Origin of the sequence: Roseibium sp., from assembly GCF_051016195.1 — a bacterium.
Lineage (GTDB): Bacteria > Pseudomonadota > Alphaproteobacteria > Rhizobiales > Stappiaceae > Roseibium.
In genome coordinates, this window is sequence record NZ_CP134616.1 from 4,897,472 (window position 1) to 4,915,572 (window position 18,101).

At 57.1% G+C, this 18,101-nt stretch carries 14 protein-coding genes; 6 read left to right on the forward strand and 8 right to left on the reverse strand.

Translation table 11 applies throughout. The features are described from left to right. Positions 1-38: 38 nt before the first annotated feature. Entirely contained in the window at positions 39-953 is a 915-nt protein-coding gene (locus tag RDA78_RS22320) for a LysR family transcriptional regulator (RefSeq protein ID WP_434051972.1), read from the forward strand. Positions 954-1,000: 47 nt separating this feature from the next. Here RDA78_RS22320 and RDA78_RS22325 read toward each other — a convergent pair whose 3' ends face one another. The 3 genes from RDA78_RS22325 to RDA78_RS22335 form a co-directional block, all read right to left on the reverse strand. After that, positions 1,001-3,487: an SPOR domain-containing protein gene (locus tag RDA78_RS22325; protein WP_434051973.1), complete on the reverse strand. Its 2,487-nt coding sequence runs from the start codon at positions 3,485-3,487 to the stop codon at positions 1,001-1,003. A 207-nt stretch (positions 3,488-3,694) separates the two neighbouring features. Beyond that, positions 3,695-5,464 carry an arginine--tRNA ligase gene (argS, locus tag RDA78_RS22330; protein ID WP_434051974.1) on the reverse strand — a complete coding sequence of 590 codons (1,770 nt, stop codon included), beginning with the start codon at positions 5,462-5,464 and terminating at the stop codon, positions 3,695-3,697. Between the two features lie 98 nt (positions 5,465-5,562). Beyond that, positions 5,563-6,780, reverse strand: coding sequence for a deoxyguanosinetriphosphate triphosphohydrolase (locus tag RDA78_RS22335; RefSeq protein WP_434051975.1), 1,218 nt, complete (start codon positions 6,778-6,780; stop codon positions 5,563-5,565). A 145-nt stretch (positions 6,781-6,925) separates the two neighbouring features. Here RDA78_RS22335 and erpA point away from each other — a divergent pair, with 145 nt between their 5' ends. Both erpA and xth read left to right on the forward strand, forming a co-directional pair. Beyond that, on the forward strand, positions 6,926-7,267 hold the full coding sequence (gene erpA, locus RDA78_RS22340; RefSeq protein ID WP_434051976.1) for an iron-sulfur cluster insertion protein ErpA: 342 nt from the start codon (positions 6,926-6,928) through the stop codon (positions 7,265-7,267). Between the two features lie 66 nt (positions 7,268-7,333). Further along, positions 7,334-8,116, forward strand: coding sequence for an exodeoxyribonuclease III (gene xth, locus RDA78_RS22345; protein WP_434051977.1), 783 nt, complete (start codon positions 7,334-7,336; stop codon positions 8,114-8,116). A 589-nt stretch (positions 8,117-8,705) separates the two neighbouring features. Here the strand turns inward: xth and RDA78_RS22350 are convergent. Continuing rightward, the gene (locus RDA78_RS22350) at positions 8,706-9,542 is read right to left on the reverse strand and encodes a tetratricopeptide repeat protein (RefSeq protein ID WP_434051978.1); all 837 of its coding nucleotides are present in this window, start codon (positions 9,540-9,542) and stop codon (positions 8,706-8,708) included. A gap of 621 nt (positions 9,543-10,163) precedes the next feature. On the opposite strand from RDA78_RS22350, the gene parE reads away from it, so the two are divergent. The 3 genes from parE (at position 10,164) to RDA78_RS22365 (ending at position 15,194) form a co-directional block, all read left to right on the forward strand. Then, entirely contained in the window at positions 10,164-12,209 is a 2,046-nt protein-coding gene (gene parE / locus RDA78_RS22355) for a DNA topoisomerase IV subunit B (protein ID WP_434051979.1), read from the forward strand. A 358-nt stretch (positions 12,210-12,567) separates the two neighbouring features. After that, positions 12,568-14,010: a DEAD/DEAH box helicase gene (locus tag RDA78_RS22360; protein ID WP_434051980.1), complete on the forward strand. Its 1,443-nt coding sequence runs from the start codon at positions 12,568-12,570 to the stop codon at positions 14,008-14,010. Positions 14,011-14,132: 122 nt separating this feature from the next. Continuing rightward, positions 14,133-15,194, forward strand: a complete 1,062-nt coding sequence (locus RDA78_RS22365) for a GGDEF domain-containing protein (RefSeq protein WP_434051981.1) — start codon at positions 14,133-14,135, stop codon at positions 15,192-15,194. 66 nt (positions 15,195-15,260) lie between these two features. Here the strand turns inward: RDA78_RS22365 and tenA are convergent, their stop codons facing one another. The 4 genes from tenA to RDA78_RS22385 all read right to left on the reverse strand — a co-directional run bounded on the left by tenA (position 15,261) and on the right by RDA78_RS22385 (position 18,078). Further along, positions 15,261-15,923, reverse strand: a complete 663-nt coding sequence (gene tenA, locus RDA78_RS22370) for a thiaminase II (protein ID WP_434051982.1) — start codon at positions 15,921-15,923, stop codon at positions 15,261-15,263. A 35-nt stretch (positions 15,924-15,958) separates the two neighbouring features. Continuing rightward, positions 15,959-16,312 (reverse strand): Fe-S cluster assembly scaffold SufA, encoded by a 354-nt coding sequence (gene sufA, locus RDA78_RS22375; RefSeq protein WP_434051983.1) that lies wholly within the window; start codon positions 16,310-16,312, stop codon positions 15,959-15,961. A gap of 100 nt (positions 16,313-16,412) precedes the next feature. Further along, the gene (locus RDA78_RS22380; RefSeq protein ID WP_319387356.1) at positions 16,413-16,808 is read right to left on the reverse strand and encodes an SUF system Fe-S cluster assembly protein; all 396 of its coding nucleotides are present in this window, start codon (positions 16,806-16,808) and stop codon (positions 16,413-16,415) included. Between the two features lie 13 nt (positions 16,809-16,821). Further along, entirely contained in the window at positions 16,822-18,078 is a 1,257-nt protein-coding gene (locus tag RDA78_RS22385) for a cysteine desulfurase (RefSeq protein WP_434051984.1), read from the reverse strand. Positions 18,079-18,101 lie beyond the last annotated feature (23 nt).

Consider the following 18,101-nt stretch of genomic DNA (forward strand, 5'->3'; position numbering starts at 1 on the left):
GAATTGCGCCCCTCCTTGTAATTTTGTATGAGTCGATCATGAACTGGGATGATCTGAAACTGATCGACGCGGCTGCGCGCATGCGATCTCTGTCGGGCGCGGCAAAGGCGCTGAAACTGAGTCAGCCGCAACTGAGCCGCCGTCTGAAGACTTTTGAAGAACAGGTCGGCGCGAGGCTGTTTGATCGGACACCGACCGGGCTCAAGCCAACTGAAGCCGGTCTGCGTCTCATCCCCCTGGCGGCCGAGATGCGCAAGACGGCGGATGCGGCCAGCCGGGTTTTACCGGACCTTTCGGGATCTGCACTAAAAGTGGTGCGTGTTGCCGTCGATGAGGTGCGCGCCAGAATACTAACTGACAGTTTCGCAGATCTTTGCGCGTTCATGCCGGGTGTCGAACTGGAGATCATCTCCAGCCACCTGCACGCGGACCATCAATCGCGTGGCATAGAATTGCAGATCAGGAACTGTCTGCCTGAAACTGACACGCTGATTTCACGAAAAGTCGGCGATGTCGCATACGGCGTCTACGGCTCCAGGGAATACGTGGAGACAAAGCCCGAGATCTCGCATGATCTGAAATGCGCAGAATGTGACTGGCTCGGTTTTGCTCCGGATGACCTCTGGTACCCTGCGCAGGCCCGCTGGATGGAGGCGCGCAACATCAGCCGTCCCCGGATGCGCACCAACACAATGACGACCCTCATGAACATGACGGCCGCCGGCCAGGGATTGGCCTTGCTTCCCGTGTTCATGGGAGACAGCCATCCGTCCCTGGTCGGGATTACCGGCCCCCTTGCCGAACTGACCAACGCCGAACACATCATTGTTCATCGCGACGTTCGACGCGAACCCGCCGTGCAGACTGCGATGAACGCGATTTCGCGTGTCTACAAGCAAATGGGACCGCGCCTGTCCGGCACGATCCATGGTGTGAGGCAGGCAGCGGAATAGTCCGGCCTAAACCTGACGTTCAGGTCGAGTACTTGTTGCCTGCCGGGTCAGGGTTGGCGCCGGACAAAGCAGTCTCCACCGGCCCCTTTCAGACTTTCGCAAAGCGTATTGGCTTCGCTTCGAGATCCGGTCGGGATACGCGCGCGGTAGAAAACCCCGCGATCACCCAGGTCGGCAGAAACAATCACCGCGTTCCGGTTGCCCAGGACACCTGGATAACTTCTCTGCAGACCGGCATAGGCGTCGCGAGCCGCGGCTGCGGAGCGTTGCGAGGTCACCTGGACAATGTACGTCCCGGATGGGATGGAGCCGCTCGGCTGTGCCGCTTGCTGGGTTTGCGCGTTGCCCGTGTTCGCGAGGTTCGTCGGTGCATCCTGCTGCTGCGTTGCAGCAGGTGCCGTCTGCGCAGCGGGCGCGGTCTGCGCAACGGGAGCAGCCGCAACTTGCACAGGCGCTTGCGGTTTCTTCCGCGGAACGACCGTCGGGACCGGTGCCGCAGGAGCCGCTGCTTCGGTTTCCGCCTGGACGGGCTCTTCCGTCTGGGTCACGATTTCAGGTACCGCTGGAGACGCCGTCTCGACAGCGACCGGCGCGGGTTCGGGTGTTTCCTCCACTTGCGGCTCGACGGCAACCGTTTCCGTCGCAGTGGTGTTTTGCGTTTGCGGCGCCACCACGATCGGCTCCGTTTGAACAGGTACCGCATTCACCGTTTCTGTGAGCGCTGTTTGAGGTGCCTCCGCAGTCACAGACGGCGCAGCAACTTCTGGCGCTTGCAGTGTGGGCGCTTCCGCCGACGTCGGCGCACTGATGACCGGCGCGTCGTCCCCGGAGACGATCGTTCCATCAGGGCGTACAATGACCGTCCGCACCTGTTTCGGCGTGCCAGGCGCCAGTTCTGAATCGCCATCCGACGACGCCGGCGCGGGCGGCAACTCAACAGGCTGAGGCGTCTCTTGAATGTTCAGCCGCTCAGGAACGCTTTCCCCGGTGCTCTGCAGGCGGTCTGTAATCTTGGTTGCCGATTGTCCGGCCGCATTCGACTGGCTGTCGGCAGGAAAGATTTTCAAAGGTTCCTGAAGTCCGCTGATCACCGGTGGCGGTCCGCTTGGAACCTGAACGGAATTTCCGTCATAGAGGAAGAAACCTGCCCCACCCAGGGCGGCCACACCGACAACACCCAAGGCCACGTAGAGGCCACGGCGAGACTTGCCAGCCGACTGTTCGGCAACCACCCTTTCGGTTTCCGAATGCGGCGGCAGAACGCCGGCCCCGCTGAGACTCGGGTCGCTTTCCTGCATCGCACGTGCGACCGCATCAAGATCGTAGCCTTCCGGCGGCGGAGCCGTCTCGTCCTCGCGCTCCTCGACGTCCGGCACGGCGTTCGCAGCAGCGGGCCAGGCCATGTCGTCGATTTCATCGGCCGAAACAACCGGATCGGGCTCCGGTTCGGAAAAGTCTGGCTGAATTTCAATTGGGGGCCGCTTTTCCCGTTCCGGAAAATCGAGGTCGGCAAAAAGGGCATCAATCCCCGCCGGACTTTCCTTGGCACCCCGCGTCATGGATGCGCCCGTGTCAGCAGCGCCTGCCGTGTCCTGCGTATTCAACGCAGCAAAAAAATCATTCTCGTCAATTTCGGGCCTGCGGCGGTTTTCCAGACCGTCTGCTGCACGTTTCTCGCCAATGACTTGCGGCGTGGCGGACAAGTCTGCGCTTGCAGAACGAACCTCTTCCGCAGCGGGATGTGCGGCCGGTTCCGTCTCCTGGAAGGGTGCAGCCGCCTTGGCGGTTACATTCGGCGTCGCGCTCTCTTCGCTCCGATGAAACCCGTTGTCCTTCAGAGCCACGTCAGCATCGATACTGGAGCGCACGTCTTGATGATCGACAGCTTCGGTGATGTCCGCAAAGGTGTCGGCCGGAGAGACGTCATCAACAGTTTCCTGAGACGGCGTTCCGGTTTCTTCGTCTACCGATTGCCTTAGTGCGCCAATCAATTCGTCTTCGAGTTCCGCCGTCAGGCTTTGCTCGATGTCCATCGCAAAATTGGGTGAAAGCGTCGCGACCGGTTGCTGGTTCTGACTGCCGGCCTCTTCAGTGAAATGGAGCACAGCTTCCGGCTGCAGTGCCTGTGGCTCGAAAAGCGGTTCGACAGGCGTGTCCGGAATTGGTGCGCCAGGTGGTGAGAAGGGAGTTGGTGCGTCAGCCTGTGGATTAGTGAGTTTGGGCCACAAGGGAGAGACGTTTTCGGCACTCTCGCCGCCACGCTGCAGCGTATCCAGAGATGGGGCCTCTGCGGCGGGCTGCGCCGATTCGTCACCGCTGCGGGCAAAAAACTGGTTCCGGATTTCTCCAACGATGGGAGCGGGATGATTGTCCGGACCGTGCGCTGAACGCTCGATGTTCTCCCGTTTGAAACCTGCGTCAGGAAAAGACGGTTCGACGCGTTGTGGCTGCGGCGCCGATGTGTCCGCCGCATCGTCCGCAAAATCGTCAAGCCCCGCAAAGTAATCTGTACTTCCGACGCGACCGCTGCTCACATTTGCACCCAATTGATTGTTTTTGTGGACGATTCTTGCCAATTCGAGAAGTGGATCGTCCATAGCCGGACGCTCCGTGCCAGCCGCTTCGGCCGACCCGTGCAAATCCGATTTTTCATTTTCGTAATCATTGGCCATGAGCTTTACGAAAACCGGTCCCGTTCTACTTGGCATCCTCTACTTTGCCGCAGAGGACGTTGTACTAAGTTAGCGCATTTCTTCGGGCGCATTTACCCCCAGAATCGACAACCCCGCACCAAGTACCAAAGATATTGCACGAACCAATGCAAGACGTGCCAGGGTTAATTTCGGGTTACCAGTCTGAATAAACTTTAAATGCGGCGAATCATAGCCTCTGGTGTAATGCCTGCTCAAAGTTGTTGCCAACTCATAGAGATAAAACGCAATCCGATGCGGTTCATGAGTATTGGCTGAGACATTCACCACCTTGGGCCACTCCGCAATTTTGGACATCAATTCAATTTCACCCGGATCGTTCAGCAACGCCAAATCGGCTTTTTCCAAGTCCGCATCCTCAATGCCCATTTCCGGGAATTCTTCCTTCGCCTTTCTCAGATTGGACCTCAATCGGGCATGCGAATACTGGACGTAATAGACGGGATTGTCTTTTGTCTCATCCGTCACTTTCTTGAAGTCGAAATCGAGCGGAGCGTCGTTTTTGCGGTAGAGCATCATGAAGCGGACGGGGTCCGGTCCAACCTCCTCGACCACTTCCCTCAACGTGATGAAGTCACCGGAGCGTTTCGACATCTTCACCGGTTCACCGTTCCGCATCAGTTTCACGAGCTGGCAGAACCTGACGATCACCTCCGTTTTGCCATCTGACACGGCCTTGCCGACGGCCTGAAGGCGTTTCGCATATCCGCTATGGTCTGCTCCGAGTATGTAGATCGTCTCGTCGAAGCCACGTTCGAACTTGTCCTGGAAATACGCGACGTCTGCAGCAAAGTAGGTGTAGGATCCATCCGACTTCTTCAGCGCGCGATCGGTGTCGTCGCCAAAATCGCTGGCGCGGAAGAGCGTCTGCTCCCTGTCTTCCCAGTCTTCCGGAAGCTGTCCCTTTGGTGGCGGCAGCGTTCCCTGATAGATCAGGCCCTTCGAGCGCAGCCCGTCCAGCATGATGTCGATCTTGGACCCGTTCGCCACGTCTCTTTCATGAAGCGTTCTTTCCGAAAAGAACACTTCGTGCTCAACGCCAAGCGCAGCCAGATCCTCACGGATCAGGTCCAGCATCGCCGAAATCGCAACTTCCTTCACAAGCGGGAGCCACGCGCTTTCGGTTTTTTCCAGAAGCGTATCGCCAAATTCGCTTTTCAGCCGCTCACCGACGGGCTTGAGATAATCGCCGGGATAAAGACCCGGCGGTATTTCCCCGATCTCCTCGCCAAGTGCTTCGCGGTATCGAAGAAAGGCACTTCGGGCCAATGTGTCGATCTGCGATCCTGCATCGTTGATGTAGTATTCCTTGGTCACATCGTTTCCGGCAAACTGCAGCAGATTGGCAAGTGCGTCGCCAACCACCGCGCCCCTGATGTGGCCGACATGCATCGGACCGGTCGGATTGGCCGACACATACTCGACGTTCACCTTTGGAGCCGGATCCTGCCGGATCGCCCCGTAGCGGTCACCGGCTTGAAGTACGCCTTTCAGAACGCCGAGCCAAACGGCCGGAGCGACACGCATGTTGATGAACCCGGGTCCGGCGATTGTCGTTTCCGTGACATCAGGGTCTTCATCGAGCTTTCGGGTGAGCTTTTCGGCCAGATCTCTGGGTTTCATGCCAAGAGGCTTCGCCAGAACCATCGCGGCATTGGTCGCCAGGTCACCGTGCGCAGGGTCTCTCGGTGCTTCGACCACCACACGCGAAAGATCCGGCGCATTCCCATTTGTATCTTTTAACTCTAAGCTTTGGAGTGCATTTTTCACGCGTTGGGTGAAGTCAGCAAAGATGTTCATTTCGCACCGATCGAGCTTGGTCGTGTAAGCACAAAACACCCGAGCGCATCGAAGGGTATCCCCCTCGGCGCAACAGGGCGTTGAAGTCGATCAAGCGCCTACCCTAATTCCGGAGTGTCGTCAAACAATCTGCGGTGTTCGTCAATTGCGTACCGGTCGGTCATTCCGGCGATGTAATCGCAGATGCGGCGTGCGATCTCTGGATCGCTCAATCCGTCCAGACCTTCGTTCCACGGCCGTGGCATCAGACCAGGCTTGAACCGGAACTTGTCGAACAGATCTTTTACGATCCTTGCAACGATCTTGCGCACCGCCAGAACGTCGTCGTGCCTGTACACGCGCGCAAACAAGAAGCGTTTTACTTCCTTTTCTGCCGGCGCCATTGCAGCGGAGAAGCCTATCAGGCCCTTACCCGCGGACCTGATGTCAGCCGCACTCCGGGGCGCGCACTCGGCGAGATTTGCAAGGGAATGCCGGATCACATCCTCAACCATCCGTGTGATTGAACGCCGGACAATCTCATGTATGCGCCGGCCTTCTTCCAGGCCCGGATACTTCGTGTCGACTTCCTGGAGTATGTCGGCAAGGAAGGGAACCGATCGCATGTCTTCAATGGCGAAGAGCCCTGCCCTCAAGCCGTCGTCGAGATCGTGCGCATCGTAGGCAATGTCATCCGCGATTGCGGCAGCCTGGGCCTCCCCGGACGGCCAGGTCTGCAGCAACAGGTCCTGCTTTCCGGCATACTCCCGAATCGCGAAGGGCAGTTCACCACCCTTGAACTTGCCAAGCGGTGTCCCGTCAGACGCGACGAGCGGACCGTTGTGTTTGACAAGACCCTCGAGCGTTTCCCAGGCCAGGTTCAGACCGTCAAATTCGGCGTATCTGTGCTCCAGGCTGGTTACAACGCGCAGCGACTGGGCATTGTGGTCAAATCCTTCGTAGGGTGCCATGCACTCATGCATGACGTCTTCGCCCTCGTGGCCGAACGGCGTGTGACCAAGATCATGTGCCAGCGCCAGACATTCGGCGAGATCTTCATCCAGACGCAGCGCCCTGGCCAGGGAACGCGCGATCTGGGCAACCTCGATCGTGTGGGTCAGGCGCGTGCGATAATGGTCGCCTTCATGATAGACAAAAACCTGGGTCTTGTGTTTCAGCCTTCGGAAGGCCGCGGAATGTATAATCCTGTCACGGTCACGCTGGAACGGCGTCCGCGTCGGGCTTTCCGTCTCCGCGAACAGCCGTCCCCTGCTCGCTTCCGGGTTTTCCGCGTAGATGGCGCGCGACTGTGCGCCGTAGCCAATGTCCGTGTTCATCTGCGACCAGTTACTGTTCAAAGCTGTTACACCCAGTCTTATCGTGCGCTGCAGATTGACGCGAGCCCATTCAAAACTTACTTATCTGAATAAGTCAGGTTTCCTGCCCTTGGCCACTTACAAGGGCACAGCGAGTCGGTAGAAGATGACCGAAACACTTGAAAATCGAGTAACAGTGAGCGATCGCGCTGCCAAGCGCATTGCAAAGATTTTGTCCGGTGAACCAGCGGGAAGCATGCTCCGGGTCAGCGTCGAAGGCGGAGGCTGCTCCGGTTTGCAGTACAAGTACGACGTGGTTGATCGCACGGAGGACGACGATCTGGTCATTGAAAAACCCGGTGCAACGGTGTTGGTCGATTCTGTTTCGCTCCAGTATATGGGCGGATCGGAGATCGACTTTGTGGATGACCTCATCGGACAGTCGTTTCAGATCAACAATCCGAATGCGACTGCCGGCTGCGGATGCGGCACCAGCTTCACGATCTGAGGCCAATATCTTTTCGCCGCAAACCGGCTTGAGCTGAAAACACTCACACACAGGAAACACGGGCTGATGCGGATTGCCACCTGGAACATCAATGGCGTCAAGGCGCGCATCGACACCGTCCTTGAGTGGCTGAAGGAGACATCTCCGGATATTGCCTGTCTTCAGGAAATCAAGTCGGTCGATGAAAACTTCCCGCGTCAACCGTTCGAGGACCTGGGTTACAACGTGGAAACGCATGGCCAGAAGGGCTTCAACGGCGTTGCTCTGCTCTCCAAGCTGCCGCTCGAGGATGTCATGCGACGGCTTCCAGGTGACGAAGGCGACGAACAGGCACGCTTCATCGAAGCGTCGGTTTCCACGGACCAGGGTTCCGTGCGCTTCGGGTGCCTTTACCTGCCCAACGGAAACCCTCTTGGCACCGAGAAATTTCCATACAAGCTCGGCTGGATGGACCGGCTGATTTCGCATGCCGAACACCGGCTTCGCGAAGAAAACGCCTATATCCTGCTGGGCGACTTCAATGTGATTCCCGATCCGATCGATGCAAAGAATCCGCAGAACTGGTTTGACGACGCTCTCTATCAACCTGAAAGCAGGCAACGGTTCAGGACCCTCACCAATCTCGGGCTTACCGAGGCGGTTCGAGCCTGCACAGAGGCTCCGGAGACCTACACGTTCTGGGACTACCAGGCGGGGGCATGGCAGAAGAACAACGGGATCAGGATCGACCACATCCTGCTGTCTCCCCAAGCAGCCGACAGGATGTCCGGGTGCGGTATCGACAAACACGTGCGCGGCTGGGAAAAACCGTCAGACCATGTGCCCGTCTGGGTTCAACTGGCTGCCTAGGGCCGCGCTCCCGTCCGGCTTTTTGTCCGGAGTGGCAGCAATACCGTTATTCTTGTGAATATTACAAATCGCCCGGAGTACTTGCGGTTTATCTTTTGCGTGGTACTCTTTTCGCAATGGGATAACGCTACGCCACTCCTCGCCTGCATCGGCTAAACGCAGGCATCGCTCCTTGGTGCGGACACGCCCCGCAAGCGTGTTCTCACATGCGAAAGCTGCAAGACTGTCAGCGTTGCTGGCCGGCTTCTGCGTTGTCTTCCTCAGTCCTCTCGCACATGCACAGAACATCAGCTGCACCTGCCGATACAAGGGGTCCGATTACGGTATCGGGGAATCGATCTGTCTCAAAAGCCCAAGCGGAATGAAGATGGCGACCTGTTCGATGGTCCTTAACAATACGTCGTGGAAATTTTCAAACGCACCGTGTCCGCTTTCGGAATTCAAACCTGGCAACGACACAGGTCTGCTAGAAAAGTCGGCAGAGCCTGCAGACAGAACACTTTCAACGCTCACGGACGGAGTGCAAGAAGAGCTCGGCTGACGCGCGGTACTGATCCGCACGTCCTATTCCTTCCGTCCCTCAACCCGACTACTGGGTCTTGAGCTGCTGCGCGGTAAGCATGTCCGGACGGTTTTGCTGGATCCAGCCATCTGCAAGCGAGCGCGCCTTTTCACGAACAGGTTCCGGTGAAACCGCGAAATACTGCTCGTGCATTGCGTTGATCCAGCCGGCATCCGCGCCGTCCGCCTGCTCGCGCGCAACAGTGAGCCACATGAGGCCGCGCGCTTTCTTCTTTTCGGAGGTGCCGATCGTGTAGAGCGTTTCGCCCAGTCGCGCCTGAGCACCTACATGGCCTTTAAGGGCAGCAAGATTGTACCAGCGCACCGCCATGCGGTGGTTGTTGTCCTGGTACATGCGTCCCAACTGATACTGGGCGTCTGCGTCCCCAAAATAGGATGCTGCGTGCGTGAAGATCTGGCGCGCGCGCACTTCATTTTTCGGAACAGCACCTTCTATGCCGTCAAGATAATATGAGCCGAGCGCAACAAACGCGCTGGACACGAACGGCGCATCCGGGGCGCTCGGACTGTCGTCGCCATGCTCGCGCACGATCTGGCTGTAATACTGGAATGCCTTGAGATCGTCTTCCTGGACCCCGTCGCCCTTGGCGTACATTTCACCAAGCTTCCATGCGGCCATCGGCTGCCCGTTCTCCGCAGCATATTGCAAAGAGCTGAGAGCGCCTTCCTTGTCACCCGAGTAATATTGCCGGGCACCAGCGCGCAGGGCTTCTGTCGGCGAAAGGGTTTCACCACCGATCGTGACGTCAGAGTTGGATTGACCGTCGAACGCCACAGCTGAAGCGCTCAGGCCGAGGGACAATGCAGTGCACAACACACCGCGCTTTCCGATGCCGATGAACACTGGAAGCCACCCGCGCCCACCTGATACACGATGAACGCCAGGCCGAAAGCTGACATCCGGCCGCGTGTCATTGACGGCTATTAATGTTGTTCGCGCCTCGCGCATTTCCTGTCTCTTCGTTCCGTCCTCATGCGCGGACGGTTTTCTTATTGAGGTGCCCAAACTGGCCAAGCAATCCGGCTTAAGTTTGGCCATTGTTGGCTCAATTAAGACGATTTGCGGGTTTCTTCCGTTAGCGATCGCTCAAAGAACAATGCATGCATCATTTCCCGGACAACCGAACGGTAGCGTAACGGTTGCTGCCCAAACATGGCTGAACATGGGCAACTTTGATTTTCGATGCTCACAACCATGACTCCGTCCGGGAGTGTTGCCGAATTAGCACATTGCAGGATTGCCCACAGGCTCCTTGCTTCCCAGATAAACATGAGTGCGTTGATGATCGGTTTCCGTTGACTGAATTCGCCTGTCTCTGTTGAAAACAAGGGCTTTGGGGCAAAATCCTTTCCCCGTTCTGCATTTGTCCTTCAAACTAGTTTATGATTCGGTGTAGGTATCGACATTGAACCGACAGCACTCGGCCCGATTCCATCGGGTATGAGATCCTTCAGGCGAGACGGAATGAGCGCAAAAGACGATTTGTTTGCCGGGAACGCGGCAAGAGCAACACCCATTAGCGATAGCAGCCCCCAGACCGCGCCTGCGAAAAAGCGTCCAATCGCCGCTGTACCCAATACCGAAGACTACTCAGCTGCTGATATCGAGGTTCTAGAAGGGCTGGAACCGGTTCGCCGCCGTCCGGGCATGTATATCGGCGGAACCGACGAAAAAGCGCTGCATCACCTGTTCGCGGAGGTGATCGACAATTCCATGGATGAAGCGGTTGCCGGCCACGCCACATGGATCGATGTGTCTCTCTCGGCCGACGGCTATCTCACGATTGTCGACAACGGGCGTGGCATTCCGGTCGATCCTCATCCCAAGTTCAAGGACAAGTCCGCTCTTGAAGTCATCATGACGACGCTTCACGCGGGCGGAAAATTCGACAGCAAGGTCTACGAGACATCGGGAGGCCTGCACGGCGTCGGCGTCTCGGTGGTGAACGCACTTTCCGAATTACTCGTCGTGGAGGTTGCCCGCAGCCGGAAGCTCTACCGACAGACATTCCGCAGAGGCCACCCCCAAGGGGCACTCGAAATGGTCGGCGACACGCAAAACCGGCGTGGGACGCTCGTCCGCTTCAAGCCTGATGAAGAGATATTCGGAAAGAATGCGAGGTTCAAACCTGCACGTCTGCTCAAGATGGCACGCTCGAAGGCGTATCTTTTCGGCGGCGTTGAAATCAGGTGGCATTGCGATCCCGACCTGATCGACGGCAAGGATAAGACGCCGGAAGAAGCGGTCTTTCACTTTCCCGGCGGCCTCAAGGACTTTCTGGCCGAACGCCTCACGAGTGAACGCCGCGTTGTCGATGAAATCTTCGCGGGGCGGACCGACAAGACGGGGAAACACGGTTCCGTCGAATGGGCCGTGAACTGGTTCGCAGGCGATGGCTTCGTCAATTCATACTGCAACACGGTGCCGACACCGGAAGGTGGAACCCATGAAGCAGGTTTCAGATACGCTTTGCTTCGCGGACTGAAAGCCTATGGTGAACTGACGAACAACAAGAAAGCCAGCATCATCACCGGCGACGATGTGATGACCTCGGCCGGTGGCATGCTGTCCGTGTTCATCCGCGAACCTGAATTCGTCGGCCAGACCAAAGACAAGCTTGCCACCAACGAGGCAACCCGCGTGACGGAAGCCGCGGTACGCGATGCGTTCGACCACTGGCTCACGGCTTCACCGAACCAGGCGAACAAGTTGCTTGAGTGGGTGATCGACCGCGCAGACGAACGTCTGAGACGTCGTCAGGAGAAGGACGTTGCCCGCAAATCAGCGGTCAGAAAGCTCCGATTGCCCGGCAAGCTCGCCGACTGCTCGGCCAATCAGGCGGATGGAACCGAACTTTTCATTGTTGAGGGCGACTCGGCCGGCGGCTCTGCCAAACAGGCACGCAATCGCTCGAACCAGGCGGTCCTGCCGCTGCGCGGCAAGATCCTGAACGTGGCCAATGCAGGCCGTGACAAACTTGTGGCAAATCAGCAGTTGGCAGACCTCATTCAGGCACTTGGCTGCGGAACGCGGTCACAGTACCGAGATGCCGATCTTCGGTACGAGAAGATCGTGATCATGACGGATGCGGATGTCGACGGGGCGCACATCGCCTCCCTTTTGATCACCTTTTTCTACCGCGAAATGCCGGAGCTGATACGCAGCGGACACCTGTTCCTGGCCGTCCCCCCGCTCTACCGCCTCAGCCAGGGTGGAAAAACGCTGTATGCGCGAGACGATGCGCACAAGGATGAACTGCTTGAGACTGTCTTCAAGGGAAAGTCGAAAGTGGAAATCGGCCGCTTCAAGGGTCTGGGCGAAATGTTGCCGGCGCAGCTCAAGGAAACAACCATGGATCCTTCAAAACGCTCAATGCTGAAGGTCGCGGTCGAAGAGATGGATATCGGCACGACTAACGATACGGTTGAAAGGCTGATGGGCAACAAGCCTGAGGCGAGGTTCCGCTTTATACAGGAGAACGCCGAGTTTGCCGATGATCTCGATATCTAGATGAACCCGACACCCGGTGCTTCCCTCATTTTGCACGAACACTCTGTTACATAAGCTCTTTCACAGATATTTGGTTGCTTGCCGCATAGTCGGATCTGAATTTTTGTTGCAAAAATAGGCAATCATTTTGCAAATTATTGCGGCAATTGAAGGCGCCGCGAAGCAGAAAATCAAGTGCAGAGCTCGGCACTATTAACTCAGTTGAAAATTATTGCTCAGAAATACTCGATTTTGTTGGAAATTTACCTCTAAGGCGCATTGACACTGGAGCGCATGAATGTAGTGTGTGCGCACGATAGCGCCCGGGTTCTCGGTAGTTCTGTCGTTTAACAATCACAACATTCGGGCGAAACGCTCCATGTCATTTGATACTCTCGGTCTTAGCGAGAAGGTGCTCGCTGCAGTTGATGCAGCAGGTTATAAGGAACCCACAGCCATCCAAGCCGGTGCGATCCCGCAGGTTTTGGAAAGGCGGGACATTCTCGGCATTGCGCAGACCGGGACAGGCAAGACGGCGAGCTTTACCTTGCCCATGCTGACGCTCCTTGAAAAGGGACGCGCCAGGGCACGCATGCCGCGCACGCTCATCCTGGAGCCGACGCGCGAACTTGCAGCCCAGGTCGAAGAGAATTTCGAAAAATACGGAACCAATCACAAACTCAACGTCGCTTTGCTGATAGGTGGCGTATCCTTTGCGGAACAGGACCGGAAACTCGATCGCGGCACCGACGTGCTGATCGCAACGCCCGGGCGGCTTCTGGACCATTTCGAGCGCGGAAAGCTTCTGCTGCAGGGTGTTGAAATCCTGGTGATCGATGAAGCCGACCGCATGCTGGACATGGGTTTCATCCCGGATATCGAACGCATCTGCAAATTGATTCCGTTTACGCGGCAGACCCTGTTCTTTTCCGCGACCATGCCGCCGGAAATCCAACGTCTGACGGACACGTTCCTGCAGAATCCCGCGCGCATCGAGGTTGCCCCGACATCCTCGACAGCTGACAATGTCAGCCAGCAGCTCAGGGCCTCTCCGTCCAAGGATTTCGAAAAGCGCGCAACACTGCGCGAACTTCTCGAAGGTGCCGAAGATCTGAAGAACGCAATCGTGTTCTGCAACAGAAAGCGGGATGTCTCGACCCTCTTCCGCTCGCTCGAGCGGCACGAGTACAATGTCGGCACGCTCCACGGAGACATGGACCAGCGCACCCGCATGATGATGCTGGACAATTTCCGGAAAGGGAGCATCAAGCTTCTCGTTGCCAGCGATGTCGCTGCCCGCGGGCTTGACATTCCCGAAGTCAGCCATGTGTTCAATTATGACGTGCCCATCAACGCGGAAGACTACGTTCACCGCATTGGCCGAACGGGACGCGCGGGCCGCAGCGGCACCGCATACACGCTCGTAACAGGCGAAGACAAGAAGTATCTCGACGCGATCGAAACGCTGATCAACAAGACAATCGACTGGCTTGGCGAGCCGATCGATTTCGAGGCAGCGGCCAAGGAGCGCAAGGCGCGCCGTAAATCAGGCAAAACTTCGAAGAGCGAATCCAGCAACGACAACGACGCCCCGCAGGCGAAATCGTCTGGCAGGCGACGCTCGCAATCCAAACAGCGCGACGCCGACACAGATAGCAGACAGGAGCAGAAAGACGCGATGAGCCCGGTATCAGTTTCCGAACTTCCGCAGAAACCCGCGAGCAAAAAGTCCAGAAACGAGAAACTCGAACCTGCATTCAGTGCAGGTGTTCACATACCGGCGTTCCTGCTTCGCGAACCTCGTCCGAAAAAGGCGTCGTAACGTCAATTTTCACAAGGTTTTCCCTTAAGCTTAACCGCTCCTTAAATCTTCCATCAGAACTTGGGACCTATATCTTGTGACCGTGTGGGGCGGATTCGCTGGATGAAGGTGAGAGAAGTTCTATGTCTGAAGAAGACGACCATAGCCGGACCATCAAGTATGGTGAGTCCGCTGTCGGATACATAAGAAAAAACACGCTACCGGCTTACCCGCGCTCCTATGAGCTTTGGTACACGTACGCTGCTGGCTACAACCATGGGCTCAACAGGGCCGTCAACGAGACAATCAAGGAAAAAGGCCGGGTCAGCACGGATGAAATGCTGAACCTTTACGGGCGTTTCCTTTCCCCCACCCGTCTCGGGGACCGTCTCGATGAAGTCGGCACCAAGGTCTCCAGGGAAGTCGAAGAACTGATTGAGTCATTGAAACTCAGCGCGGACGCGACGTCCGACTACGGCAGTTCGCTTGAACAGGCCGGAGAAAAGATCAAACGGCTGGACGATCCTCAGAAACTCCAGCTTTACGTCACACATCTCGTCAAATCGACCCAGAATGCTGTCGCTTCCAACAGGAAGCTCGAGAGCCAACTCCTGGAATCGAAAAAGCACATCGAGAACCTGCAATCGTCTCTGGAGGCGATTCGCTATGAGTCGCTGACTGACGAGCTCACGACGCTGAACAATCGTAAACATTTCGAAGTTTCTTTGGAAAAGATCGTCGACCAGTCAAAGGAAAGCAAACGCAGCTTTGCGCTCCTTATGACGGACATCGATCATTTCAAGAAATTCAATGACACCTACGGGCACCAGACCGGTGACCAGGTACTCCGTCTTGTCGCACTGGCTGTCAAACAAAACATCAAGACCCAGGACATTGCCTGCCGGTACGGTGGTGAAGAGTTTTCGATCATCCTGCCGCAATCCAACCTTGAAGAGGCGGGAGAGATCGGGGAGCGCATTCGAACCGCGGTGATGTCCAAGGAACTGGTAAAGCGGTCCACGGGTGAGAACCTCGGACGTGTGACGATATCGGTCGGCATTGCGATCTTTGACCAGATCGATACGGCGCATTCGATCGTGTCGCGCGCCGATGAGGCACTTTATGCGGCCAAGAATGCCGGTCGGAACCTGGTCAGAACCGAACTGGACTTGCCCGCTGCCAAGGCCTCTGAAAACGTCGCCTGACGCGTTTAGACCACGACGAGCTTGCTCGCGACCATGCGAACACGCCCTCCAGACCTGCCTGATCGTTCACGCTTTCGCGTTAAGACCCATCTGCCAAAAATCGCTTTCCAGCCGGCACGCTTTTTCAAAAAGTGACAGGACACGCGGATATCTGTGATCCGTCAGAACCTGGTCTGAAGTTGCTTCGAACCACGCCTCGAACCCCTCTGCCAGATCCTGGTAGCCTTCACCGGCATATTCCTGGATCCAGCGCTGATAGGGGTTGCCGGCATTGTCGCATCCGTCCTGTTGCAGTTGCTTGCCGATTTCCGCATACCCCAGGATACACGGGGCCAGTGCGGCCTGCAGGTCCAGCAGATCACCGGACATGCCAGCATCCAGAACAAAGCGAGTGTAGGCCATGGTCGGCGTGTCTTCAGGGGCGTTCTCGATATCCTGACGCTCCATGCCCCAACGGCCGCAAATCTCGATATGAAGCTCAAGCTCGACATCAAGGATGGCTTTCACCCCTTCAAGTGAATGCCGCATGTCGGCAAGTGTCGGGCTCTTGTAGACACCAAGCGCATAGGCCCGGGCAAATTGGATCAGGAACAGATAGTCCTGGACGAGATAGTGCTTGAAACACGCAATCGGCAAATCGCCGGCGCCAAGCTGTTCGACAAAGGGATGGCGTGTGTAGTCAGCCCATTGCGACGCTGCATGCGTCTTGAGCCGTTCAAACAATGTCATGGGAACACTCGTCGCAGATTGATCACGAACACGGATCAGTTGAGGGGTAACGCACCTTCGTCGGCCGCCTGAAGCGACACGGATTCGCCGCAACCGCATGCGGAAACTTCGTTCGGGTTCTTGAAGACGAAACCGGAACGGAACTTCGTGACTTCGAAATCCATCTCCGTGCCGAGCAGAAACAGCACTGCGGAGGGATCGATGAAGAGCTTTGCGCCCTTGTCCTCGATTATGTCGTCGCCCGGCTTAGCATCCTCTACCAGGTCCATGGTGTATTCCATGCCGGCGCAGCCGCCCTTCTTGATTCCGACGCGCAATCCGATGGCATCCTTGTCGGCGTTCTCGACGAGTTCCCTCACGCGTTCGGCGGCGCTGTCGGTCATGCTCATGACCTGAAATTTTCCGGCGGAAGCCATTCGGTCCTCTATCTGCTTCTAAGGTTCGAAACCTGATATAGGAATTCAGATTATCGGAAAAAAGGTTTCGAACTCAATACCAGTTGAGCGCGACTTTTGCCTCATCCGACATGCGGTCGGGCGTCCAGGGCGGATCGAACACCATATCGACATTGACCGGACCGACACCGGCCACAGCCGAAACGGCGTTTTCGACCCAGCCCGGCATTTCTCCGGCAACGGGGCATCCAGGCGCAGTCAGCGTCATGTCGATATTGATCGAGCGATCGTCCTCGATGTCGACCTTGTAGATCAGTCCGAGTTCATAGATATCGCAGGGGATTTCCGGATCGTAGACCGATTTCAGCGCACCGACGATGTCCGTCGTCAGCCTGTCGAGTTCAGCCTCCGGGATCGTCGTTTTCGCCGATACCTCCGCCTGCAGTTCCGCGCCGTCCGCGGCTGTATCAATCGTGGTTGCGTTTTCCATAGTGGGTCCGTCCTTACCCGAAAAAGCTCTGTGCCTTCAATAGGGCCTCATAAAGCGCGTCCACTTCCTCGCGCGTGTTGTAGAGGCCGAAGCTTGCACGACATGTAGAGGTTACACCATATCTTGCCAAGAGCGGCTGTGCGCAGTGTGTGCCTGCCCTCACCGCAACTCCGGCACGATCTATGATCGTGGCCACGTCGTGTGCATGCGCGCCCTCGACCTCGAAAGAGACGATGGCCCCCTTGCCGGGTGCAGTGCCGAAGATCCTCAGCGAATTGATCTCGCGCAACTTTTCGTGTGCGTAGTTCTTGAGGTCAGCCTCGTGGCGCGCAATGTTCTCACGGCCAATCGTGTCCATGTAATCGAGCGCCGCACCCAGAGCGATCGCCTGAACGATCGGCGGCGTCCCGGCTTCAAACCTATGCGGCGGGTCGTTGTAGGTGATGACGTCCTCGGTGACATCAAGGATCATTTCGCCGCCCCCGTTGAACGGCCGCAAGGCGTTCAATCGCTCCGGCTTGCCCCAAAGGACACCGATCCCTGACGGGCCGTAGACCTTGTGGCCAGTGAAAACATAGTAGTCGCAGCCGAGGTCTTCGACATCCACGGGCATATGGACCGCAGCCTGGCTACCGTCGACCAGCACCTGAATGCCGCGTTCGTGCGCGATCTCGCAGATTTCCTTGATCGGCACGACAGTCCCGAGCACGTTGGACATGTGCGTGATCGCAACAAGCTTTGTCCGGTCGCTCAACGTGTCCACGAAGGCATCGAGATCAAACGTTCCGTCCTCGCGCACATACACCCATTTCAGAACCGAGCCGTGCCGTTCGCGGTGGAAATGCCACGGCACGATGTTGGAATGGTGCTCCATGATCGACAGAACGATCTCGTCACCCTCACCGAAAAACTCCGGGCCGAGCCCATAGGACACCAGATTGATGGCCTCCGTGGTCGATTTCGTGAAGACGACCTCGTCAACAGACTTGGCGTTCAGGAACCGGCGCACTTTCTCGCGCGCCGCCTCGTAGTTGTCCGTCGCCGTGTTCGAGAGGAAATGCAGTCCGCGATGCACATTGGCATATTCTTCGGAATACGCCTTGGAGACGGCATCAATCACGGCGTTCGGCTTTTGGGCCGATGCGCCGTTGTCCAGGTAAACCAGCGGTTTGCCATACACTTCGCGCGACAGGATCGGGAAATCCCGGCGGATGGCTTCCACGTCGTATCCCGTTGTGACGGGCTCTTTTTCTGCAGTCGCGGCGGTCATTCGGCGCTGATCCTCATCTCCAA